The sequence below is a fragment of the Mesobacillus boroniphilus genome (assembly GCF_018424685.1).
Classification (GTDB): Bacteria; Bacillota; Bacilli; order Bacillales; family Cytobacillaceae; genus Mesobacillus; species Mesobacillus boroniphilus_A.
In genome coordinates, this window is the sequence record NZ_QTKX01000005.1 from 1 (window position 1) to 21,122 (window position 21,122).

Here is a 21,122-nt window from a genome sequence, read left to right on the forward strand (position 1 = left end):
AAGATGAGATTTCCCATAGCGCAAGCTAGTAAGAACCCTGAAAGATGATCAGGTTGATAGGTCAGAGGTGGAAGCGCGGTGACGTGTGGAGCTGACTGATACTAATCGTTCGAGGACTTAACCAAATTAGATTACTCGTTCTTCTAAATTCTTCTTACACATTATCTAGTTTTGAGGGAACAAAGTTTTTGCGCAAGCAAAATAATTTTCCTCAAACCAAATAGTCTGGTGGCGATGGCGAGAAGGTCACACCCGTTCCCATACCGAACACGGAAGTTAAGCTTCTCAGCGCCGATGGTAGTTGGGGGTTTCCCCCTGTGAGAGTAGGACGCCGCCGGGCACATGAAAGAACAGCTGTAATGGCTGTTCTTTTTTTGCATATTAGAAAAGTAATGGCTAATTAAACATCATGAATTTAAACTGTTTCCCCATTTTATCAAGTTGGTCGAAATATTCTAAAATGTGGTCGATATAATAACAGATTCGCCGATATATTCAATAATGTGGTCGATAAAATCAAAAAATCGCCAATAAAGCTTAAAGATGATATTGTTGAACCATTCTCAGGCCCCCTTTTACGGGAAATTCATTTCATCCATATCACAAAAACATTGTCCTGGATCTTCAAAATTGTCCTCAAGCTGCCATATTATTATAAAACATAAGAACGGTCCCTTGTTTCCCCTTGCGAACAGCTTAATCAAATAATAAAACCAACCTAAATTGTTATAAGACATACAAGGAAATCGAATGTCAATCATAAAATATAAAACAACTAAACTTTCTAAAATATTATTCGGAAAATTGTATACAAAAAAAGGATCCTGGCAACAATAGGTGTACGGAGGTGGAGAATTTGGGTTCGCTTTTAGCTAAAAATCAAATTGGGGAAACGTGTGTGATTTGCGAACAGACGAAAACGGCTGGCATACACCTGTATACTTCTTTTATATGCACAGACTGTGAGAGCATCATGATTAAGACAGATACGAGTGATCCTAAATATAAATATTACGTAGAAAAGCTAAGGAAAGTAACGAAACCTGGCATTTACAGTTAAAAGCTCATTTCGAGCTTTTATTTTTTTTTGCTAAAAAACAGTGTTAGAATAGATAGGTGTGAATTTATATATATACAGGTGAGACTATGGATCAATCTAAAACACCCTTGTACTCTCAATTGGTTAAGCATACAAGCGGAAGCCCTTTATCGTTCCATGTACCGGGGCACAAGAATGGGGCTTTTTTTCCCGAAGAGGGACAACCCTTCTATAATCAAATTTTAAAATTGGATGCAACTGAAATAACGGGATTGGATGACCTTCATTCACCCGAGGGAGTTATTTTTGATGCTGAAGAATTACTTAGGGATTTTTATAGTACGGAAAAAAGCTTTTTTTTAATAAATGGATCCACTGTTGGGAATCTTGCGATGATTATGGCTGTGATTGATGAAGATGATGTGGTGCTTGTTCAGCGAAATTCCCATAAATCAATCATGAATGCTATAAGACTTGCAAAAGCAAAACCCGTTTTTATAAGCCCGGAATACAATGGAGAATACGGAGTGGCTGCAGGGTTAAGCATTGATGGGGTTAAATCAGCAATCAGCCAGTATCCGAATGCAAAGGCACTTATATTAACGCACCCTAATTATTACGGACTAACTTATGATCTCAAGAGCCTTATAGATTTAGCTCATGAATATAGCATTCCTGTCTTGGTGGATGAGGCTCATGGAGTCCATTTTATCGCAGGGGATTATTTTCCGGCTTCTGCCGTTGAACTTGGAGCTGATCTTGTCGTACAGTCAGCTCATAAGACATTGCCAGCGATGACCATGGGGGCCTTTCTTCATTATCAAACGAATCGTGTATCACTCAGCAAGCTAAAGTTCTATTTGCAGGCTCTGCAGTCAAGCAGCCCCTCGTATCCATTGATGGCTTCCCTTGATTTGGCACGCAGTTATCTGGGTACTTATACTAAGGAAGATATCTCGTATCTGAAAGATGAGATAGAGGAATTCAAAAAAAAGCTGCAAAAATTAGATGCGATTCGTATATTGCAGCATGATGACCCACTAAAGTTGACTATCCAGTCAAATGGCGCCTGGTCTGGTTTCGAAATGCAATCAAGACTTGAATCAAATGGGATCTTCACGGAACTGGCCGACCCATATAACGTGCTGCTCGTACTTCCTTTATTGAAGCATGGCATGAAGCATCGCTTGCATGAAGCAGCTGAAAAGATTGCCGAGGTTGCAAGTACTATGCCTGATGGAAGAAATAAACCTGAATCAAAGATTGTTCATAAAAGTATTTCAACTTTAAATGTCAGTTATAAAGAGATGGAGCTTCAACAGACTGAATATGTCCTGTTGAAGGAATCCGCAGGAAGAGTCTGTGCTGAACAAATCATTCCTTATCCGCCAGGCATTCCGCTTTGTCTCCCTGGTGAAATTCTGACAGAAGATGATATTGATACAATTTTATTTTTAAAAGAAAAAGAAGCGAAAATCCAGGGCGGAGTATATTTGCATGCTGGTAAAATAAAAGTGTTTAAGAGTTGGGGGCTTTAAATTGGAAAAAGGAATTTTTATTACGATAGAAGGTCCGGATGGTTCTGGAAAGACAACGATCCTTCAAATGCTAGCGCAAAATCTTGAAAAAGAAGGATACGCAGTTGTGGCCACACGTGAGCCTGGAGGCATCGAGATTGCCGAACAAATCAGGAAAGTCATCCTGGATCCGGAAAATACTGCGATGGACCCGCGTACAGAGGCGCTTTTATATGCAGCGGCGAGGAGGCAGCATCTCGCAGAAAAAGTGAAGCCTGCTTTAAAAGAAGGGAAAATCGTCTTGTGTGATCGTTTTGTTGATAGTTCTCTTGCCTATCAAGGACATGCTCGTGGTTTAGGTATTGATGAGGTCTATTCAATCAACGAATTTGCGATAGAAAATATGATGCCAGTGATGACTCTATACTTTGATGTTGCGCCGGAGATTGGGCTGGAAAGGATCAATAAAAATAAGGGACGCGAAGTGAATCGCCTTGACATGGAGAAGCTCGAATTCCACCAAAAGGTGAGAGAAGGCTATATGATGATTGCCGAGAGATTCCCGGACAGGATTCTCAAAATTGACGCTTCAAAGGAATTAGAAGCAGTTTATCAACAAGCTGAAGGCAAAATTAAAGAGCTATTGAATAGATAATATCCAGTAAGACAAGCCTTGTTTTCTATCAGGCTTGTTTTGTTTTTTGCTGGAAACTTTTCCTGTTTGCGAATAAGAAGGTGGTATTTGCAAATAAACACCGTAAGTTTGCGAATAAAAGGTTATTTTCTCGAATGAAGATCTATAATTTGCTAATAAAATCAAGCGATATACAGATATGTGAATTTCAACTGGAAGCCGATGGGATTTTGCGTTTAAATCATGTCTTGTCACATGAATCCTGTTATAATGAAGATACAAATGTTACGGAATGAAAAAATACTTTTCGCAAGGTTGTTGCGTGATGAGCCAATCGGTACATTAGGTTATGAAAGCAGCAAGTCTACGAAATAAGTCTAGGGGGATAATGAATGAAGTTAATTTTAGCTGTGGTCCAGGACCAGGATAGCAACCGTCTATCAAATGCATTAGTAGACCATAATTTTCGCGCAACAAAGATGGCTAGTACTGGTGGGTTCCTGAAGTCCGGAAACACCACTTTTATCATAGGAACTGAAGACATCAGGGTAGAAAAGGCATTGGAGGTCATCAGGGATAACTGTAAATCGCGTGACCAGCTGGTAGCACCTGTCTCCCCGATGGGAGGGAATGCGGATTCATATGTTCCTTACCCTGTGGAAGTAGAGGTTGGGGGAGCGACTGTATTCGTATTGCCTGTTGAGCAGTTTCATCAATTTTAACGGGAAATACCCGGAGGTTTAGCAAGAGATGAGATTAATCAGGATATGCGCCTTAACATAGATAAAGTCCGTCAGGATCAAAACAACAGCTAGGGGGCAGAATCAAGTTCAATGACCTTGTGCAGAATCAAGAACATAAATTGCAGCTTGAACAGCTGCAGCAATTAATGAAGGAAGTCGAGTCTGCCGGTGAGAGGCTTGCCCGGTCGAGGACGTTTAAGGACCTGGCCAAGTTCAAGACACTGGTTAAGCAGTTTGTAAAAGAAACTGTCAACTTTGGTATGGAGCTGAAGCACTCGCATAGCTCGAACCAATATGGTGAAGGCAGGTCACTGAAGCTTGTAGAAACAATTGATGAGAAGCTTGTCGAGTTGACAGAAGAGTTAATGGATAATAAAGATGAACAGATTGATATCCTCGGCAAAATGGGGGAAATCAACGGGCTGTTGATCAATTTATATACGTAAGTGAGTGATCGCATTGGCAAAGACGTGGGACGAGCTGGAGAGACTTCAGCCGAATGTTTTGAAGATGATAAAAAACAGCATCCTGAAAAATCGAATAGCCCATGCGTATTTATTTGAAGGAATGAGGGGCACTGGCAAAAAGGAGATTAGTATTCTTCTTGCCAAGAGCATCAATTGCCATGCTCCGGTTGATGGCTATAAACCTTGTGAAAGCTGCTTGAACTGCAAAAGGATCAACCATGGCAACCATCCGGATATCCATCTTGTCGAGCCTGATGGCCTGTCGATCAAGAAAGGGCAGATCCAGCAGCTTCAGGAGGAGTTTTCGAAAACAGGTGTAGAGTCAAAAAATAAGCTTTACACTATCGTCCATGCCGATCGGATGACGACAAATGCGGCGAACAGTTTGCTTAAGTTCCTTGAGGAACCGCATGCAGGAACTGTTGCCGTATTGATCACCGAGCAGGCACAGCAAATGCTGCCGACGATTTTGTCGAGATGCCAGTTGATCAATTTTACACCCTTATCTCCTAAAAATATGGCAGAACAATTGATAGCCATTGGGATACAACCGCAGATGGCACCGCTATTGGCCCAGTTAACCAATAATTTGGAAGAAGCTTTAGAGATAAGTAATGATGATTGGTTTGCACAAGCACAAAAAATAGTGTTAAAATTATATGAAGTGCTGAAGAAGAATTCACTTGAAGCTATGGTCGCGCTTCAAGAGAACTGGTTTATGCACTTTAAAGAGAAAGAACAAATCGATCGAGGTTTGGATTTATTACTTCTTATTTTTAAGGATTTACTATACATTCAGCTTGGCAAGAAAGACCAGGTTGTATTTCTAAGCGAAAGCTCACGTTTAGAACAATTTGCATTACAGACATCCGGACGGCGTCTTACCGAACAAATGGCAGCCATTCTGGAGGCGAAGAGGAAGCTGCATGCCAATATGAATCCCCAGCTGCTTATGGAAGAGCTGGTGTTAAAATTGCAGGAGGGATCTACACTTGTATGATGTAGTAGGTGTCCGCTTCAAGAAAGCGGGGAAGATTTATTATTTTGATCCCGGCGATCTCTCAATTCAAAAGGACGAATTCGTCATTGTCGAAACTGTAAGGGGCGTAGAGTACGGCAGAGTGGTAACTCCCCGTAAGCAGGTCGGCGAGAAGGATGTTGTCCTGCCTCTGAAAAAGGTAGTCAGAATTGCAGATCAGAAGGATCGCCTTATTGTCGAGGAGAACAAAACAGCTGCAAAGGAAGCGTACGACGTTTGCAGTGATAAAGTGAATGAACATCAGCTTGATATGAAGCTTGTTGATGTTGAATATACATTTGACCGCAATAAAGTCATTTTCTACTTCACGGCTGACGGCCGCGTCGATTTCCGGGAATTGGTCAAGGACTTGGCCTCGATTTTCCGGACAAGGATTGAACTGCGCCAGATTGGCGTAAGGGATGAAGCGAAAATGCTTGGCGGGATAGGACCATGCGGCAGAATGCTTTGCTGTTCAACGTTCCTTGGGGACTTTGATCCAGTTTCAATCAAGATGGCCAAGGATCAAAACCTCTCGCTTAACCCAACGAAAATTTCCGGCCTTTGCGGCAGGCTCATGTGCTGTTTGAAATATGAGAACGACGAATATGAATCAGCGAAAGAGCAGCTGCCTGACCTGGGTGAAATGATTGTTACACCTGATGGTACTGGAAAAGTTGTCGGGTTGAACATCCTGGAACGAGTCATGCAAGTCGATATACCTGGCCAGGAACGCGTGCTGGAATATACACTTGAGGAAATACAGGAAGCAGGAGCTGTATCGTTGCAATCATCCACAGATTAATGAGGTGGAACAGGTGGATAAAAAAGATATCTTTGACTCAGTAAGTAATATGGAATCGCAGATTGGTGATTTATACCGTCAGCTTGGTGAGTTAAAACAGCATTTGGCAGAGGTCTTGGAAGAGAATAATGCATTAAAGCTGGAAAATGAGCATTTAAGACGCCGTCTGGATCAATCCATAGGTAAAAAAGATCCAACCATTAAGAAAAGCGATAAGGGAAACAGCAATCAGACTCAAGATGATAAAAACGTGGTCGACATCGGTGAAGGCTACGACAACCTTGCCCGTCTTTATCAGGAAGGCTTCCACATCTGTAACCTGCATTTCGGAAGCCCGCGCAAAGAGGATTGCCTGTTCTGTCTATCCTTTCTTAATAAAAAATAATTGGCAGCCTTCCTTAATAGGGAAGGCTATTTTTATAATGTTAAAAACCAAAGAGCCATCACGGCCTGGGCGATTTACCTAATGCATATGGAGGAACTATCTATAATGGTTAACTTACGGGAAGATGAACGATTGGATTATTTGTTGGCAGAGGATTTAAGGATTATCCAGAGCCCGAATGTATTTTCATTTTCGCTGGACGCTGTACTGCTTGCAAGGTTTGTCTGGGTGCCAATCCAAAAAGGCAAGATTGTCGACCTTTGCAGCGGCAATGGGGTGATTCCGCTATTTTTAAGCGCAAGGACAAAGGGGACAATCACCGGAGTGGAGATTCAGGAGCGGTTGTATGATATGGCAGTCCGCAGTATCGAATATAATAATCTTGAAGATCGATTACATATGATTCATGGTGATCTTAAGGATGCGGCCAAAGAGCTCGGCTACGAGAAGTATGATGTCGTAACATGCAATCCTCCTTATTTTCTTACACCTTCAAAGGAAGAAATAAATATGAATGAACATTTGGCGATTGCGCGTCATGAGATACTCTGCACACTTGAGGATGCAATTAAATCATCGAGCCAGCTAGTAAAGCAGGGCGGCAAGGTTGCGTTTGTCCACCGTCCAGGCAGATTGATCGATATCATCGAAATCATGAGGAAATATCGGCTTGAGCCTAAGCGGATCCAGTTTGTTTATCCAAAGGCCGGGAAGGAAGCGAATACGCTTTTGGTAGAGGCGATCAAGGATGGGAGCCCAGACCTTAAAATCCTTGAACCATTGACGGTATATGATGAAAATAATGAGTACACACCAGTTATTAAAGAGATGTTATATGGAAGCAAATAAGCAAAGAGAAACGGGTGATTTACATGCAGCAGCAGAAAAGCTTTGAACGGGAACATGAAAAAGGGATTCTTTACCTTGTGCCGACTCCTATCGGGAACCTTGAGGACATGACATTCAGGGCGATCAGGATGATGAAGGAAGCCGATTTGATTGCGGCTGAGGATACGAGGAACACGAAAAAGCTATGCAATTATTTTGAGATTGAAACGCCCGTTACCAGCTATCATGAACATAATAAGGAAAGCAGCGGACATAAATTGATTGAAAAGATCAGGGAGGGAGCAAAAGTCGCGCTTGTCAGTGATGCAGGAATGCCAACCATTTCTGATCCAGGCACGGAATTGGTGGCCGAAGCAATCGCCGAGGGGCTGACTGTCGTTCCGCTGCCAGGGGCGAATGCTGCCTTGACAGCTTTGATTGCTTCTGGCATTCTTCCTCAGCCATTCTATTATTATGGATTCCTCCAGAGAGGAAAAAAGGATAAGAAGAAGGAACTTGAGCTGCTGGCAAAGCAGACTGCAACCATCGTCCTTTATGAATCTCCCCACAGGCTGAAGGAAACTCTATCTTTGATGCTTGATGGACTTGGTGATCGAAAAATTGTCCTATGCCGTGAACTGACGAAGAAATATGAGGAGTTCCTGAGGGGAACGATTTTAGAGGCAATGGCATGGGCAGAGGCAGAAGAAGTCCGTGGGGAATTTGTATTGATTGTCGAAGGAGCTTCTCCTAATACCATTGCCGAAGAAGAGAACCAATGGTGGGAGAAATTAAGCATGGAAGAGCATGTCGAACATTATATTTCCAAAGAACAAATGAACTCTAAGGATGCAATTAAGCAAACAGCCAAAGATAGAGGGATGCAAAAGCGAGAGGTTTATCAGGCGTATCATGTAAAAGGATAACGTGATCTTGTGTGAAAACAGCACATAAAAAAGGCCGTGGATTTATCCACGGCCTTGAATATTATATTTAAGCTTTTACAGGTTCGAAGCTTCCCTGGATTTCTTTAAGAAGCTGTTCAGCACCTTCACGGCTAAGAATCAGTTTGCCGCCTGCCAATGTGATGTTGTTGTCAGAAACTTCACCAGTAACATGGCAAGTCATGTTTGGCTTGTACTTCTTAAGGATGATGCGGTCATCATCAACATAAATTTCCAAAGCATCCTTTTCTGCGATGCCAAGAGTCCTTCTAAGTTCGATTGGAATTACCACACGGCCAAGCTCATCAACTTTACGTACGATACCAGTAGATTTCATAATAAATTAATCTCCTCTCATTTTCCCCTATATTAAGTTCGTCATTTTTCGACATTTTTCTCTTATTGGTTTTATAATACCAGCGATTCCAATAACCGTCAATTATTTTATTTTTCTTCTGTTAACAATTTTTAACACAATTGCGAAAACCTTTTCATACCAAGCTTTATGGATTAAAAAATCAAGAGAAAATAAGGAGTGGTGAGGTTTTCTCAAAATGAGGATAGAAGAAAAGTATTATTGCGGGAATAATATTCGAAGCATAATTCGACAAAATTCTACAATGTTCTTCGACACAAATGTCACAAATTCGACAAATTCTCAATGGCATGGACATTATTTTGGCATCAGGTATATTCTATTAATGGATTTGGTTATGATTTAATTATGCAGAATACTATAATCGGCTATTAAGCTCTTGCCCAAGAATTAAGGCAGGGCTTTTTTGATAAAGTATAGTCCACATTTAAATTCTCTACTGACAAAATTCGTAAACTTTATAGGGAGAATGTCCGTAGTGGAGAAAGTTTTTTCAAATTCCTCTTTATTCATTGCCTTATATTAAATGAATATAGAAACCATTTATAATGGGCCTTTGTTTTGCATTAAAGTGTTATGAATCCCAGTGCATTAACTGGTATAATAACTACTATTAGAATGAACTAGCAGTTTTAGTTAAGGAGGATCTTCATGGAAGAGAAACTGAAAACCTTTTATCTTACAACCCCGATTTATTATCCAAGCGGCAATTTACATATCGGCCATGCTTATACGACGGTAGCTGGCGATGCAATGGCCCGTTATAAAAGACTTCGCGGCTATGATGTCATGTATTTGACAGGTACGGATGAGCACGGTCAAAAAATTCAGCGGAATGCCGAGGCAAAAGGTATTACTCCGCAGCAATATGTAGATGAAATCGTCGAAGGCATCCAGGAGCTTTGGGGCAAGCTGGATATTTCCTACAATGATTTTATCCGTACGACCCAGGACCGACACAAGCAGATTGTAGAGAAAATATTCGCCCAGCTTCTTGAACAAGGTGATATCTATCTTGATCAATATGAGGGCTGGTACTGTACTCCATGTGAATCCTTCTACACAGACAGACAGCTTGAAAATGGCAACTGCCCGGATTGCGGCCGTCCTGTCGAAAAGGTTAAGGAAGAATCATACTTCTTCAAAATGAGCAAATATGCAGACAGGCTGCTGAAATATTATGAAGAGAATCCGAACTTCATCCAGCCTGAATCACGTAAAAATGAAATGATCAATAACTTCATTAAGCCTGGACTTGAGGACCTGGCTGTATCCAGGACAACATTTGATTGGGGTGTAAAGGTCCCTGGCGATCCGAAGCATGTCATTTATGTATGGATCGATGCATTGTCGAACTACATTACGGCTCTTGGCTATGGAACGGACGATGATTCCAAGTACTTGAATTACTGGCCGGCTGATGTCCATCTTGTCGGTAAAGAAATTGTCCGCTTCCATACAATCTACTGGCCAATTATGCTGATGGCACTTGACCTTCCGCTTCCTAAGAAGGTTTTCGCCCATGGCTGGCTTTTGATGAAGGACGGAAAAATGTCGAAATCCAAGGGGAACGTAGTCGACCCAGTTACACTGATTGACCGCTATGGCCTTGATGCACTTCGTTACTATCTGCTTCGTGAAGTTCCGTTTGGATCTGATGGAGTGTTCACTCCTGAAGGGTTTGTCGAAAGAATCAACTTTGACCTTGCGAATGACCTTGGAAACTTGTTGAACAGAACGGTAGCGATGATCAACAAGTATTTTGACGGAGAAATTCCAGCTTACAATGGTTCCGAAGGGGAATTTGACAAGCAGCTGCTCGGAGTGAACAAGGAAACAGTCCAGAAGTATGAAGAAGCTATGGAGAAAATGGAGTTTTCCGTTGCCCTTACTTCTGTATGGCAATTGATCAGCCGCTGCAATAAGTTCATCGATGAAACGCAGCCATGGGTGCTGGCAAAGGATGAAGAAAAGAAGGCTGAATTGGCTGATGTGATGGTCCACCTTGCTGAATCATTGAGAAGAGTGGCGGTCCTTTTGAAGCCATTCTTGACAAGAACTCCGGATAAAATCTTTGCCCAGCTGAATGTTGAATCCGAAGCACTTCAAACATGGGAAAGCTTAGAGGAATTCGGCCAGATTCCTGCTGGTACAAAGGTTGTTCAAGGAGAGCCGATCTTCCCGCGACTAGAGTTGAAGGAAGAAGTTGAGTTCATCAAGGAAAAGATGCAGGGATCTGCTCCGGCAGCACCTGTAGAGGAAGAAAAGCCTGAAATTCAGGATGAAATCACGATTGATGACTTCATGAAAGTCGAGCTGCGTGTTGCGAAGGTTGTTCATGCAGAGCCTGTTAAAAAGGCGGATAAACTGCTAAAGCTTCAATTGGACCTAGGCTATGAAAAGCGCCAGGTAGTTTCTGGAATCGCGAAGTACTATAAACCGGAAGATCTTGTCGGCAAAAAGGTAATTTGCGTGACGAACCTCAAGCCGGTCAAACTCCGCGGGGAACTTTCCGAGGGAATGATCCTTGCCGGGGAAAAAGACGGTGTCATGTCACTCGCAACAGTAGACGATGCACTTTCTATCGGTGCTAAAGTTAAATAATTAGGCTCTTTTCTCAAACTTTGTTGCTAATGACCACAAAAAAGAGTGAATGAACTATTTTTCTTTTAACAACAATCTTTACGAAAACAGCCAATAATTAAAAATGAAAACCTGGAAATGTTTCATGTGTAACATTTTCAGGTTTTTTGTGTTAAAAAAGCTATTTTTTTAAAAGAGTGATTTATGATAGTAAGAGAGTTAGATACCAAGCACTCCCGACACTTGTCGGGTTTTTATGAAAGCGAACCCGAAAAATTTGACCTGGACATCGAAAAAAAGTTATGATATCGACACATCTTTATCACAATAATAAGAACATCGCAGTAAGTCTATTCTACCTCTAGCTAAGGATGTATAGAATGGAACTGCGGGCATTGCAGCAAAGGAGTTTTGACATGCTTTTTGATACACATGTGCACTTAAACGCAGAACAATTCAACGAAGATCTCCAGGACGTCATTGACCGCGCAATTGCTGAAGGTGTTACGAATATGGTAGTTGTCGGGTTCGATGAAATCACTATAAAAAAGGCAATAGAGCTGGCGGAAAGTTATGACTTTCTTTATGCGAGTGTCGGATGGCATCCAGTCGATGCAATTGATCTGACTCAGGAGCATTTGGATTGGCTAAAAGAATTGGCGAGTCATCCAAAAGTAGTGGCACTTGGGGAAATGGGACTGGATTATTACTGGGACAAGTCGCCGAAGGAAATCCAGAAAGAGGTCTTCCGCAAGCAAATCAGGCTGGCAAAAGAAGTTCAACTTCCTATAATCATACATAATCGTGATGCAACAGCGGACATAGTTGAAATTTTAAAGGAAGAAGATGCCGGAGAAGTAGGCGGAATCATGCATTGCTTCAGCGGCAGTGTGGAAACCGCACTTGAATGCATTGAGATGAACTTTTATATTTCGCTTGGAGGGCCGGTAACATTTAAAAATGCGAAAAAACCGAAGGAAGTAGCAGAGGCTGTTCCCTTAGACCGTCTTTTGGTCGAAACAGACTGCCCTTACTTGACGCCGCATCCATATCGCGGAAAGAGAAATGAACCAGCCTATGTAAAATTGGTAGCCGAACAAATTGCAGAACTGAAAGGGTTAACTCTTGAGGAAGTGGCAGACGAAACAGCCAAAAATGCAAAAAAATTATTCGGCATAAAGTGATAAGGAATGTTGTCGATTTTTCAACAAGGTTGTCCAAACTTTTTATGTTTCTAAAAAGTTCTACATGTCTCACTTACGACATAGGATAACCGTGTCGATAACTCTTGCTTTTCTTTTTATGGAGCATCTTGCATAATAGGGACTACGCTTGGCAAGGGTGTCTGGGTTGACAAGTCGGCAACAATATCTTTATAATCACTCCGAGAAGAGGAGGCGTTTTTCATCGTGATTAATAGTATGAAAAACCTGTTTTCCAAGACTTTGAGTAAGAAGAAACTGGTGATTTTTTCTGCTAGTTTCGTAGTTTTTGCCGCTGCTCTTGGGTTCTTCATGTATGAAGGGACCAAAAAGACAGTCGCATTGACACTGGATGGCGAAGAAAGAGTCATTAAAACACACGCAAATACTATCCAAGATATATTTAATGATCTCAATATTTCATTGCGCTCAGAGGATTATTTATCGCTGGCGGCAAACACGGAGGTTAAGAACAACCTATCAATCGTGTGGAAACCGGCAAAATAGGTAGAGTTAATACAGAATCAGGAAAAGAAAACGTATTGGACAGCAGCCGATACTGTAGAGGAATTCCTGAAAGAACAGAATATCGTTATAAATGAACACGACAAGTTAAACCTAAACCCAGACGCTAAATTAAAGCAAGATTTGAAGATTGCCATTCAAAGAGCTTTCCCGCTTAAGCTTGTAGTAGGCGGAAAAGAGCAAGATGTATGGTCGACTTCGACTACGGTCGCTGACTTTTTATCACAGCAAGGAATCGCACTGAACGAAATGGACCGTGTTGAGCCTGCGTTAAAGCAGACAGTCACAAAAGATGCCGTGATTAATGTCATTCGAGTTGAAAAAGTCACCGATGTAGTGGAAGAACCAATTAGCTATGCAGTCATTACGAAAAATGACAGCAAACTGGAAAAAGGAAAACAGAAAGTCGTAACGGAAGGCCAGGAAGGCTTGCTTTCCAAGGAATATGAAGTAATCCTTGAAAACGGCAAGGAAGTATCAAGAAAACTGGTCAGTGAAAAGAAATTGAAAGAAAAACAGGATAAAGTCGTGGCAATGGGAACGAAGGTCATCGTAGCTCAAGTATCCCGTGGCTCAAGTGAACCGGCAGGAAAGGAATTCTATGTTTCTTCCACAGCGTATACTGCTAACTGTAACGGATGCTCAGGCTACACGGCTACTGGGATCAACCTAAGGGCAAACCCTAATATCAAGGTCATTGCGGTAGATCCAAGTGTTATCCCTCTAGGAACAAAAGTATATGTTGAAGGCTATGGCTATGCAATAGCTGCCGATAAAGGATCAGCTATCAAAGGCAATAAGATCGATGTCTTTTTTGCCTCAAAGGCGGATGCATACCGCTGGGGCCGTAAGCGCGTCAAAATTAAAATCCTAAATTAATTCATGGATGCAGGGGAACCTTCCTCTGCATTTTTGTTTTTTCAATGAATCTTTAAGGTATAATAAGAAAAGCATAATGGCTTAAAAACTTTACACCTATATAGACGATTATATTTCAGAAATGTTTCATTTATTTCAAAGAAAAAATTTTTACTTTCATAAATTTATATTCAACGAATCCAATGCTGTTTAAATAAATTGGCGTATGCATTTTTAACGGAGGAACCATGAAGTTAAAAGAAATCATTGTAGTTGAGGGCAAGGATGATACGACGGCGATCAGGCGTGCTGTTGACGCGGATACAATTGAAACGAACGGGTCGGCGATTAATTCGGATACCATTGAACGGATTCGGAATGCCCATGAAAAGCGGGGAGTCATTGTTTTTACCGATCCTGATTTTCCAGGTGAAAAAATCCGCAAAACCATTTCAGAGCAGGTTGCAGGGTGCAAGCATGCTTTTATTCCAAAAGAGCTGGCCAAGCCCAAATCCGGGAGAGGCATTGGTGTGGAACATGCATCTCCAGAAGTGATCCGAGAAGCACTGAAGGATGCTCAGGTAATGGACGCAAAGGCAGTCGAGGAGATTACCCAGGAAGACTTAATTGTTGCGGGTCTGATCGGCGGCCCTGGCTCCAGGGAGAGGCGTGAGAAGCTTGGCAGGCTGCTGCGTATTGGTTATACAAATGGGAAACAGCTACACAAGCGCCTGATGATGTTTCAGGTGAAAAGAAAGGATTTCGCAGCTGCACTGGCAGAAATCCTTAAGGAGGAACAAAATGCATAAAGATATTGCTACCCCGATGAGAACGAAGGAAATACTTGATAAGTACGGTTTTTCTTTTAAAAAGAGTCTTGGACAGAACTTTTTGATCGATACGAATATCCTGAATCGCATAGTCGACCATGCGGAGTTAACCGACCATAGCGGTGCGATAGAAATTGGACCGGGAATTGGAGCGTTGACTGAGCAGTTGGCGAAAAGAGCGGAAAAGGTAGTCGCTTTTGAAATTGATCAGCGCCTGCTGCCGATATTGGAGGATACACTATCCCCTTATCCAAACGTAAAAGTCATCCATAGTGATGTATTGAAAGCAGATGTTCAAGCTGTGATGAAGCAGGAATTTGAGAAGCAAGAGGATGTTATGGTCGTTGCCAACCTGCCATATTACGTAACAACACCTATTCTGATGAAGCTGCTTGAGGAAAGGCTGCCGATCAGGGGGATCGTCTGCATGCTCCAAAAGGAGGTTGGCGACAGAATTTCGGCCAAGCCGGGAACGAAGGAATATGGTTCACTGTCTATTGCAGTTCAGTATTACACAAAGGCTGAAACCGTGATGATTGTTCCAAAAACGGTGTTTATGCCACAGCCGAACGTAGATTCAGCCGTCATAAGATTGACATTGCATGATGAACCGCCTGTGAAGGTAAAGGATGAAAAATTCTTCTTCCACGTCACCAGATCAAGTTTTGCCCAGCGAAGGAAGACGATCCTGAATAACCTGACTAGCCAGCTGCCGGACGGAAAGCAGAAGAAAGAAAGTATACAGGCGGCGCTCCGGCAGGCAGGAGTAGAAGAGTCACGCAGGGGAGAAACTCTCACGATCGAAGAATTCGCACAATTGAGCAATGCGCTTTATCCATATTTTCACTAAAGTCCGGAGACTTCCGGGCTTTATTTGCGTTTATGAATAAAAACTGTAAATAAGAAATATAAACTATTTTTCAGGAAAAAAGCTTTTAGATAAATTTAAGGAAAATAACCAGTAAATCCAAGGAAATTCTGTCCTAGGGCAATCCTTCAGAGTCCCAAAAGCACATGTCTATGGGTATCTGCATATTTTATGTAAGAATACCATTTAGCGCAGCCTGTGTGCGGGGCAATTGGAGTGAGGATGATGAATATTAACCTCATGGATATCGTCGGCAGGGTTTCGCATCAATGCGACATTATGTTCCGGGTTATCGATATCAGAGAGAAACATGGCAAAAAAATCGCGATATTATACGGTGAGGATTTCCGATTGATTGCGGATGCGCCCTATGAAGATTTAATAAAAATCGATCCTAGTATGCGCATGAGGCTGACAAAGGAATTCCGGTCACTTGAAGAACAGTCATATAAGCTTTTCAGGCAGGATGTTGACCTATTACAGCAAAAACAGGAATATGAAGTTACAGAGGGATACAGCAAGTCATATAACTACTTTCAGATGCCTGGGAAGGTGCTCCATATAGATGGAGATCCAAATTATTTAAAAAAGTGCCTGACCCTTTATGAGAAAGTCGGGGTCCCTGTTTATGGATTTCATTGCAATGAAAAAGAAATGCCGGAGAAAGTCGGGATGCTGCTTGATTATTACCGGCCGGATATATTGGTCATAACAGGGCATGATGCCTATTCAAAGTCTAAAGGAGCTATGGATGATATCAATGCTTATCGCCACTCCAAGCATTTTGTGCAGACAGTAAGAGAGGCACGAAAGAAAGTTCCCCATCTGGACCAACTGGTCATTTTTGCCGGAGCGTGCCAGTCTCATTTTGAGTCGTTAATCCACGCCGGGGCTAACTTTGCCAGTTCACCTTCAAGAGTTAATATCCATGCGCTTGACCCAGTCTATATCGTCGCTAAAATCAGCTTTACGCCATTCATGGAGCGCATAAACGTGTGGGATGTACTTCGGAACACACTGACTGGGGATAAAGGCCTGGGCGGGATCGAAACAAAGGGAGTACTAAGGACGGGAATGCCATATAAGAAAAATTCGTCGGACTGAATAGAATACGGTCCGGCGTTTTTTTATTTTTTGTACATATTTTATCGCATTAAAGGCTACTCTAAAATTGTTGAAATTTAGAAGAAAAAGAAGACCGAAATATATTGACTTTTAAATTTAAGTACTGTTATAATTTATGTTTTTGTTTGACTAAATGGTGTCAGCGTGTTATACTTTACACAGTGAGGTGGACCGAATGCCAAAAACATTATCGGATATCAAAAAAGCGCTTGATTCAAACTTAGGAAAAAGACTCATGCTAAAGGCCAACGGAGGACGAAGAAAGACGATTGAACGTTCTGGCGTGTTAGCGGAAACTTATCCTTCAGTTTTCGTCATCGAGCTTGACCAGGATGAAAATGCTTTTGAACGTGTTTCGTACAGCTACGCAGATGTTTTAACTGAAACAGTGGAAATTACCTTCTTTGAAGATACAACAGGATCAATTGCTTTGAGCTAATTCTTGGCTCAATACAGTACAGGCAGTCAACTTTCGAGTTAGCTGCTTTTTATTTTTGCCTAATTTTCCAGAAAGCAGGATAAATAAGGAGCACATGAAAATCTCTTTTTTCAAAAATACTAAAATAACCGCGGTGGTGAAAGGAGCTGGTAGTATTGGGCAGAAGAAGAGGAATTATGTCTGAAAGGTTGAAGGAAGAGCTTGCAAAAGAACTTGGCTTCTATGATGTCGTCCAGAATGAAGGATGGGGCGGAATCAAAGCCAAGGATGCAGGTAACATGGTTAAGCGAGCGATTGAGCTGGCCGAACAGCAGCTTACGAACCAAAACCGCTGACCAGATGAAAAATTTCTTTGTAACCTGCCACATAGCTGTTTTTCGCAGTTGCCAATAAAATTCAGATCCATCGCGGTGCCGGGGCTCTTGCTCCGGCTTTTTCTATGGAAATAACGAAGAGCAACTTCCATGTATCCTCCTGCAATTCTAATTCTTTGTGAAATTACTGTATTCGCCATTACGCAAATGATAAAATAAAGGAATGTTTCTTGCAGAGGAGTCTTACTTATTTTACTCAAAGAGTATTTTTGAAAAATTAGATAATTTTCCAGCTTCAGCGCTTGTCGGGGCTGACCAAGGCGCTTGCGCTTTTCTATTCTTTTTGTGGTAAAATAGGACAAAATGTGGAATTCGTTTAAAGTAGGTGGAAGTTGTGAAGGTTTTAGTGAAGGCGCCAGCAAAAATCAATTTGTCACTTGATGTTTTGCACAAACGTCCGGACGGCTACCATGAGGTGGAAATGGTCATGACGACGATTGATTTGGCTGATCGCATCGAACTTAGTTTACTAGAAGAAGACAGGATCGTGATCCATTCCCATAATCGGTTTGTTCCAGATGATCAGCGGAATCTTGCTTACCAGGCAGCGCATCTTTTGAAGCTGAGGTTCCAGGTGAAGCAAGGTGTTGTCATCGGTATTGAGAAGACTATTCCGGTGGCAGCAGGGCTTGCTGGCGGCAGCAGTGACGCAGCGGCAACGTTAAGAGGCTTGAATAAGCTATGGAAGCTTGGACTGTCATTGGACGAGCTTGCCGTGCTCGGCGCTGAAATTGGCTCAGATGTTTCTTTCTGTGTATACGGAGGGACAGCGCTTGCAACAGGCAGAGGAGAAATTATTGAGGAACTTCCAGCACCACCGACGTGCTGGGTCGTTTTGGCGAAGCCATTTATCGGTGTATCGACAGCGGAGGTATATCGCCGTCTTAATGTAGAGAAGGTTCAGCATCCGCCTACAAAGCAAATGATATCCGCGATTGAAAATGGAGATTTCAATGGAGTCTGCAACAGTGTCGGCAATGTTTTGGAAGATGTGACGCTTTCGCTTTATCCTGAGGTAGCGCAAATCAAGGACCAAATGAAGAGGTTCGGTGCTGATGCCGTCTTAATGAGTGGCAGTGGCCCGACGGTATTCAGCCTTGTGGCACATGATTCGCGGATGCATCGTATTTATAACGGTCTACGAGGGTTTTGCGACCAGGTATTCGCAGTGAGAATGCTTGGAGAGCGCCATACTCTTGATTAAATCCGTATAATGGTGGTATATTAACCTTAAATATTCGGATTTTGGAGGTTCTTTAATGAAATTTCGACGCAGCGAGCGTTTGATCGATATGACGACCTATTTACTGGAACATCCGCGCCAATTGGTACCGTTAACCTATTTTGCAGAGAAGTATGGTTCAGCTAAGTCCTCGATCAGTGAAGATCTCGGAATCATCAAAGAAACATTTGAACAGCGGGGAATCGGTGTCCTTCAGACTGTGCCAGGCGCTGCCGGGGGAGTCAAGTTCCATGTCCATGTCAGTGATGAAAAAGCCAGGAAGGTAATCGATGAACTATGTACGGTGATGGCAAGTCCTGATAGATTACTGCCAGGCGGTTATCTTTTCATGAATGATATCCTCGGAAATCCAGCAATTGTGCAGGAAGTGGGAAGGCTGCTCGCATCTGCTTTTGCTGAAAAGGATATAGAGGTTGTCATGACGGTGGCTACAAAGGGGATTCCAATCGCTTACGCAGTAGCAAGCAACTTGAATGTTCCTGTCGTGATTGTAAGAAGGGATAGCAAAGTGACTGAAGGGTCGACGGTAAGCATCAACTACGTTTCAGGCTCTTCAAAAAGGATTCAGACGATGGTGCTTTCAAAGCGCAGCCTTGCAGAGGGCTCGAAGGTTCTGATAGTCGATGACTTCATGAAAGCGGGCGGCACCGTCAATGGCATGATTAATTTGCTTGAAGAGTTTAATGCAGATTTAGCGGGAATAGCGGTACTGGTTGAATCGGAGAACATCGAAGAAAGACTTGTCGATGAGTATCTATCACTCGTACGCCTTTCAGATGTAGACGTAAAAGAACGGAAAATTACCGTGAGTGAAGGAAATTACTTCGCTCGCAGAGAATAGTTGTTCATATAAAAAAATAGATGGGGTGACAATATGAATATTGTACAAACTTCAAATGCGCCTGCTGCAATCGGTCCATATTCGCAAGGTGTGGTTGTGAACAATCTTTTCTACAGCTCAGGCCAGATTCCATTGACTCCAGAGGGTGTAATGGTCGAAGGAGATATCCAGGCCCAGACACATCAGGTATTCAAAAACTTGAAAGCTGTACTTGAGGCTGCAGGTGCCTCACTTGAAACTGTGGTAAAAGCAACTGTCTTCATCAAAAATATGGATGAATTCACTCAATTGAATGAAATATATGCAGAGTATTTCAATGTGCATAAGCCAGCTCGCTCAACAGTGGAAGTGGCAAGACTGCCAAAGGATGCCTTGGTGGAAATCGAAGTAGTAGCGCTCGTTAAATAAACGGGCGTTTTTTTTATTTGCAAAGAGATTTAGGAGGTGTCCGATAAAGGAGGAGAACCGCGATTTCGGTCGCTGCAGGAAGGTTTTATCCTCTCCCTTCTGACCTTTGGTGACAATAGTACATTTATAATACAAAAACTTTTTTTATAAAAAGGTCAAAAAAATGATATAAAAAGTAGTTTTTTCAGAGAAGGTTCACTCACTCGTCAATAGCCGAAAAAGCCTATTTTAAAAGGGGAAACTTATATGTAAAGGCTTATTGTATGAAAAAATTCACAAATTCGACCTATTTTTTCAAAAAAATTTTCTTGTAAAAGAAGGAGATTTGATTTCAACGTGGAATTATTTAACTAGAATTTTATCTATTTGTAAAGGTGGTGAACAGAATGGAAGTAACTGACGTAAGATTACGCCGCGTTAATACAGATGGACGGATGAGAGCGATCGCTTCCATCACGCTTGACAACGAGTTTGTTGTCCATGATATCAGGGTGATTGATGGAAACAACGGCCTATTTGTTGCAATGCCAAGTAAACGCACTCCTGATGGCGAGTTCCGTGATATCGCGCATCCGATCAATTCGGGTACACGCGGAAAGATCCAGGATGCCGTTTTGGCAGAGTACCACCGTTTAGGTGAGTTAGAAGTCGAATTCGAAGAAGCTGGCGCTTCCTAGAATATATAAGTGTATAACATCAAGAGCCTGCTGCATAAGTTAGGCTCTTTTTTATTTCCCCGATTTGTCCCCTGGTAAACCTTTTTTAAAAAAAAATTCACTTTTATAATTGTCTAGCTCCAGCGCCTAGCTCCTCGAAACGCTTGTCCAGTGTCGCCTCCTAGAAACTTCGAAACTTCAACTCCTCCTGCAGAAGCAAAAAGCGCTACTTTGCCGGAGTCTCCAGTTTCTTCGTTTCTGGACAGTCGGCTATACTTTTCGATTTCAATCCGCCCAATGAAGTCAAAGAACGACTTCACTGTCAGGCCCTCCGAGGTACACGAAGTGCTAGACCCGCCAGCCACAGGACGTGGCGTTATAGGAGGGCAGCGCTTGTCCGAGTTAGACAGTCGC

The 21,122-nt window shown here is 42.3% G+C and carries 23 protein-coding genes, 2 rRNA genes and 1 pseudogene; 24 read left to right on the top strand and 2 right to left on the bottom strand.

The features are described 5' to 3' along the window. The 12 genes from DYI25_RS21200 to rsmI form a co-directional block, all read left to right on the top strand. Positions 1-125, top strand: a 23S ribosomal RNA gene (locus DYI25_RS21200); the annotation flags it as partial. Positions 126-224: 99 nt separating this feature from the next. Continuing rightward, a 5S ribosomal RNA gene (gene rrf / locus DYI25_RS21205) occupies positions 225-340 on the top strand. A gap of 516 nt (positions 341-856) precedes the next feature. Next, positions 857-1,060 carry a sigma factor G inhibitor Gin gene (locus DYI25_RS21210; RefSeq protein WP_213372766.1) on the top strand — a complete coding sequence of 68 codons (204 nt, stop codon included), beginning with the start codon at positions 857-859 and terminating at the stop codon, positions 1,058-1,060. 86 nt (positions 1,061-1,146) lie between these two features. Beyond that, positions 1,147-2,577 (top strand): aminotransferase class I/II-fold pyridoxal phosphate-dependent enzyme, encoded by a 1,431-nt coding sequence (locus DYI25_RS21215; RefSeq protein WP_213372675.1) that lies wholly within the window; start codon positions 1,147-1,149, stop codon positions 2,575-2,577. A 1-nt stretch (position 2,578) separates the two neighbouring features. Further along, positions 2,579-3,211 (top strand): dTMP kinase, encoded by a 633-nt coding sequence (tmk, locus tag DYI25_RS21220; RefSeq protein WP_213372676.1) that lies wholly within the window; start codon positions 2,579-2,581, stop codon positions 3,209-3,211. A 371-nt stretch (positions 3,212-3,582) separates the two neighbouring features. Continuing rightward, positions 3,583-3,912, top strand: coding sequence for a cyclic-di-AMP receptor (locus DYI25_RS21225; protein WP_023613337.1), 330 nt, complete (start codon positions 3,583-3,585; stop codon positions 3,910-3,912). Positions 3,913-4,031: 119 nt separating this feature from the next. Beyond that, positions 4,032-4,379, top strand: coding sequence for a YaaR family protein (locus DYI25_RS21230; RefSeq protein ID WP_342032552.1), 348 nt, complete (start codon positions 4,032-4,034; stop codon positions 4,377-4,379). A 13-nt stretch (positions 4,380-4,392) separates the two neighbouring features. Continuing rightward, positions 4,393-5,400, top strand: coding sequence for a DNA polymerase III subunit delta' (gene holB, locus DYI25_RS21235; RefSeq protein WP_213372678.1), 1,008 nt, complete (start codon positions 4,393-4,395; stop codon positions 5,398-5,400). Beyond that, positions 5,393-6,223 carry a PSP1 domain-containing protein gene (locus tag DYI25_RS21240; protein ID WP_102264785.1) on the top strand — a complete coding sequence of 277 codons (831 nt, stop codon included), beginning with the start codon at positions 5,393-5,395 and terminating at the stop codon, positions 6,221-6,223. The genes holB and DYI25_RS21240 overlap by 8 nt, the downstream gene beginning before the upstream one ends. 13 nt (positions 6,224-6,236) lie before the next feature. After that, the gene (yabA, locus tag DYI25_RS21245) at positions 6,237-6,608 is read left to right on the top strand and encodes a DNA replication initiation control protein YabA (RefSeq protein WP_213372680.1); all 372 of its coding nucleotides are present in this window, start codon (positions 6,237-6,239) and stop codon (positions 6,606-6,608) included. Between the two features lie 105 nt (positions 6,609-6,713). Further along, the gene (locus DYI25_RS21250) at positions 6,714-7,457 is read left to right on the top strand and encodes a tRNA1(Val) (adenine(37)-N6)-methyltransferase (protein ID WP_213372682.1); all 744 of its coding nucleotides are present in this window, start codon (positions 6,714-6,716) and stop codon (positions 7,455-7,457) included. A gap of 23 nt (positions 7,458-7,480) precedes the next feature. Next, positions 7,481-8,362: a 16S rRNA (cytidine(1402)-2'-O)-methyltransferase gene (gene rsmI / locus DYI25_RS21255; RefSeq protein ID WP_213372684.1), complete on the top strand. Its 882-nt coding sequence runs from the start codon at positions 7,481-7,483 to the stop codon at positions 8,360-8,362. 67 nt (positions 8,363-8,429) lie between these two features. Here the strand turns inward: rsmI and DYI25_RS21260 are convergent, their stop codons facing one another. Then, positions 8,430-8,717: an AbrB/MazE/SpoVT family DNA-binding domain-containing protein gene (locus DYI25_RS21260; RefSeq protein WP_041968001.1), complete on the bottom strand. Its 288-nt coding sequence runs from the start codon at positions 8,715-8,717 to the stop codon at positions 8,430-8,432. A gap of 690 nt (positions 8,718-9,407) precedes the next feature. Here DYI25_RS21260 and metG point away from each other — a divergent pair. From metG to spoVG, 12 genes and pseudogenes are all read left to right on the top strand, one after another. After that, positions 9,408-11,360, top strand: a complete 1,953-nt coding sequence (gene metG, locus DYI25_RS21265; protein WP_213372686.1) for a methionine--tRNA ligase — start codon at positions 9,408-9,410, stop codon at positions 11,358-11,360. A 395-nt stretch (positions 11,361-11,755) separates the two neighbouring features. Continuing rightward, positions 11,756-12,523: a TatD family hydrolase gene (locus tag DYI25_RS21270; RefSeq protein WP_213372688.1), complete on the top strand. Its 768-nt coding sequence runs from the start codon at positions 11,756-11,758 to the stop codon at positions 12,521-12,523. A 237-nt stretch (positions 12,524-12,760) separates the two neighbouring features. Further along, positions 12,761-13,945: pseudogene (locus tag DYI25_RS21285) on the top strand (ubiquitin-like domain-containing protein). A 227-nt stretch (positions 13,946-14,172) separates the two neighbouring features. Continuing rightward, entirely contained in the window at positions 14,173-14,733 is a 561-nt protein-coding gene (gene rnmV, locus DYI25_RS21290) for a ribonuclease M5 (RefSeq protein ID WP_213372692.1), read from the top strand. Beyond that, positions 14,726-15,604, top strand: coding sequence for a 16S rRNA (adenine(1518)-N(6)/adenine(1519)-N(6))-dimethyltransferase RsmA (gene rsmA / locus DYI25_RS21295; protein ID WP_213372694.1), 879 nt, complete (start codon positions 14,726-14,728; stop codon positions 15,602-15,604). Before rnmV ends, rsmA begins: the two co-directional genes overlap by 8 nt. Positions 15,605-15,847: 243 nt before the next feature. Further along, positions 15,848-16,726 carry a sporulation peptidase YabG gene (gene yabG, locus DYI25_RS21300; RefSeq protein WP_213372770.1) on the top strand — a complete coding sequence of 293 codons (879 nt, stop codon included), beginning with the start codon at positions 15,848-15,850 and terminating at the stop codon, positions 16,724-16,726. A gap of 196 nt (positions 16,727-16,922) precedes the next feature. Continuing rightward, positions 16,923-17,186 carry a biofilm formation stimulator Veg gene (gene veg / locus DYI25_RS21305; RefSeq protein WP_023613322.1) on the top strand — a complete coding sequence of 88 codons (264 nt, stop codon included), beginning with the start codon at positions 16,923-16,925 and terminating at the stop codon, positions 17,184-17,186. Positions 17,187-17,341: 155 nt separating this feature from the next. Further along, complete coding sequence (locus DYI25_RS21310) at positions 17,342-17,521, top strand: small, acid-soluble spore protein, alpha/beta type (RefSeq protein WP_213372696.1); 180 nt, start codon at positions 17,342-17,344, stop codon at positions 17,519-17,521. A gap of 373 nt (positions 17,522-17,894) precedes the next feature. After that, the gene (gene ispE, locus DYI25_RS21315) at positions 17,895-18,764 is read left to right on the top strand and encodes a 4-(cytidine 5'-diphospho)-2-C-methyl-D-erythritol kinase (RefSeq protein ID WP_213372698.1); all 870 of its coding nucleotides are present in this window, start codon (positions 17,895-17,897) and stop codon (positions 18,762-18,764) included. Between the two features lie 55 nt (positions 18,765-18,819). Next, positions 18,820-19,644 carry a pur operon repressor gene (gene purR / locus DYI25_RS21320; protein ID WP_213372700.1) on the top strand — a complete coding sequence of 275 codons (825 nt, stop codon included), beginning with the start codon at positions 18,820-18,822 and terminating at the stop codon, positions 19,642-19,644. 33 nt (positions 19,645-19,677) lie between these two features. After that, positions 19,678-20,052 (top strand): RidA family protein, encoded by a 375-nt coding sequence (locus DYI25_RS21325; protein ID WP_213372702.1) that lies wholly within the window; start codon positions 19,678-19,680, stop codon positions 20,050-20,052. Positions 20,053-20,438: 386 nt separating this feature from the next. Then, positions 20,439-20,729, top strand: a complete 291-nt coding sequence (spoVG, locus tag DYI25_RS21330) for a septation regulator SpoVG (RefSeq protein WP_023613316.1) — start codon at positions 20,439-20,441, stop codon at positions 20,727-20,729. Between the two features lie 113 nt (positions 20,730-20,842). On the opposite strand, the gene DYI25_RS21335 is transcribed toward spoVG, so the two are convergent. After that, positions 20,843-21,028, bottom strand: coding sequence for a hypothetical protein (locus DYI25_RS21335; RefSeq protein WP_213372704.1), 186 nt, complete (start codon positions 21,026-21,028; stop codon positions 20,843-20,845). Positions 21,029-21,122 lie beyond the last annotated feature (94 nt).

What these genes read in the sequence shown, in the direction of transcription:
- DYI25_RS21215 (WP_213372675.1), top strand. Translation starts at nt 1,147, where the DNA reads ATGGATCAATCTAAAACACCCTTGTACTCTCAATTGGTTAAGCATACA.
- DYI25_RS21225 (WP_023613337.1), top strand. Translation starts at nt 3,583, where the DNA reads ATGAAGTTAATTTTAGCTGTGGTCCAGGACCAGGATAGCAACCGTCTA.
- DYI25_RS21250 (WP_213372682.1), top strand. Translation starts at nt 6,714, where the DNA reads ATGGTTAACTTACGGGAAGATGAACGATTGGATTATTTGTTGGCAGAG.
- rsmI (WP_213372684.1), top strand. Translation starts at nt 7,481, where the DNA reads ATGCAGCAGCAGAAAAGCTTTGAACGGGAACATGAAAAAGGGATTCTT.
- DYI25_RS21260 (WP_041968001.1), bottom strand. Translation starts at nt 8,717, where the DNA reads ATGAAATCTACTGGTATCGTACGTAAAGTTGATGAGCTTGGCCGTGTG.
- metG (WP_213372686.1), top strand. Translation starts at nt 9,408, where the DNA reads ATGGAAGAGAAACTGAAAACCTTTTATCTTACAACCCCGATTTATTAT.
- DYI25_RS21270 (WP_213372688.1), top strand. Translation starts at nt 11,756, where the DNA reads ATGCTTTTTGATACACATGTGCACTTAAACGCAGAACAATTCAACGAA.
- rnmV (WP_213372692.1), top strand. Translation starts at nt 14,173, where the DNA reads ATGAAGTTAAAAGAAATCATTGTAGTTGAGGGCAAGGATGATACGACG.
- rsmA (WP_213372694.1), top strand. Translation starts at nt 14,726, where the DNA reads ATGCATAAAGATATTGCTACCCCGATGAGAACGAAGGAAATACTTGAT.
- yabG (WP_213372770.1), top strand. Translation starts at nt 15,848, where the DNA reads ATGAATATTAACCTCATGGATATCGTCGGCAGGGTTTCGCATCAATGC.
- veg (WP_023613322.1), top strand. Translation starts at nt 16,923, where the DNA reads ATGCCAAAAACATTATCGGATATCAAAAAAGCGCTTGATTCAAACTTA.
- purR (WP_213372700.1), top strand. Translation starts at nt 18,820, where the DNA reads ATGAAATTTCGACGCAGCGAGCGTTTGATCGATATGACGACCTATTTA.
- DYI25_RS21325 (WP_213372702.1), top strand. Translation starts at nt 19,678, where the DNA reads ATGAATATTGTACAAACTTCAAATGCGCCTGCTGCAATCGGTCCATAT.
- spoVG (WP_023613316.1), top strand. Translation starts at nt 20,439, where the DNA reads ATGGAAGTAACTGACGTAAGATTACGCCGCGTTAATACAGATGGACGG.